This is a genomic window from Amycolatopsis sp. NPDC003676, assembly GCF_053587275.1.
In genome coordinates, this window is sequence record NZ_JBSFNS010000417.1 from 1 (window position 1) to 1073 (window position 1073).

The 1073-nt window shown below is 69.5% G+C and carries 3 protein-coding genes; all 3 read left to right on the top strand.

What is annotated here, in order from left to right; translation table 11 throughout:
* Positions 1-151: SH3-like domain-containing protein (locus ACWDNU_RS46865; protein ID WP_449673586.1), on the top strand; the 151-nt coding region annotated here is incomplete at its 5' end.
* Positions 148-855: a thiocyanate hydrolase subunit gamma gene (gene scnC / locus ACWDNU_RS46870; protein ID WP_355276387.1), complete on the top strand. Its 708-nt coding sequence runs from the start codon at positions 148-150 to the stop codon at positions 853-855. The genes ACWDNU_RS46865 and scnC, both read left to right, overlap by 4 nt.
* 12 nt (positions 856-867) lie before the next feature.
* Positions 868-1073: hypothetical protein (locus tag ACWDNU_RS46875; RefSeq protein ID WP_449673585.1), on the top strand; the 206-nt coding region annotated here is incomplete at its 3' end.

The following is a 1073-nucleotide window of genomic DNA, read 5'->3' on the forward strand; positions in this document are numbered from 1 at the left end:
GGACGAGACGTGGGACCGGCACGACGCGACACCCGAGTGGTTCTACGTCGTCGAGTTCGAGCTCGCGCGCCTGTGGCACGGCTACACCGGCACCGCCGCCGACGTGCTGCGCACCGAGATCCCCGAACGCTGGCTCCAGGTGGCGTCATGACCGACCACGAGCACGACCACGATCACGAGCGCACCGTGGCGCCCATGGTTGACGAGATCACCGATTTCGAGGTGCTCGAGATCGCGCTGCGCGAACTGTGCATCGAGAAGGGGATCTTCACCGCCGAGGAGCACCGGCGGTTCACCGAGTTCGCCGAACAGATCGGGCCGACGCCCGCGGTGCGCCTGGTGGCCAGGGCCTGGCTCGATCCCGGCTTCCGGGCGCTGGCGCTGGCCGAGCCGATGACGGCGAGCAAGGCGGTGGGCGTGGACTGGCTGGAGCCGACCGGTTTCGGCACGCCCAGCGACTTCACCGCGTTCTCCATCCTCGCCGACACCCCGACGCTGCACAACGTGATCGTGTGCGCGCTGTGCTCGTGCTACCCGCGCCCGATCCTGGGCAACTCGCCCGAGTGGTATCGCACGCCGAACTACCGGCGCCGCATGGTGCGCTGGCCGCGTCAGGTGCTCTCGGAGTTCGGGCTCACCCTGCCGCCGGAGGTCGCGGTGCGGGTGCACGATTCGAATCAGAAGCACCGGTTCATGGTGCTGCCGATGCGGCCCGACGGCACCGACGGCTGGACCGAGGATCAGCTCGCGGAGATCATCACCAGGGACTGCCTGATCGGCGTCGCGCTCCCGAAACCGGGGGTGACCACCAACGTGATCACCGCGACCCGGCCAGCCATCCACCCGGCGACCTAGCGGAAGGCAGCGATGAGTACCCCACGCGAGATCGCGGCGTTGCGGGCGATCGTCGATCGCGACCAGGTGTGGCCCCGGATGGCCGCCGAGTACGGCGTGACCAATCCCCTGCCCCCGTGGAAGTCCAGCCTGGACGGCCTCTGCGACGCGCTCGATCACGCCGCGTGCGCACCGGGCGGCCTGGACTTCCAGGCCAGACGCGACGACGAGGACACGCT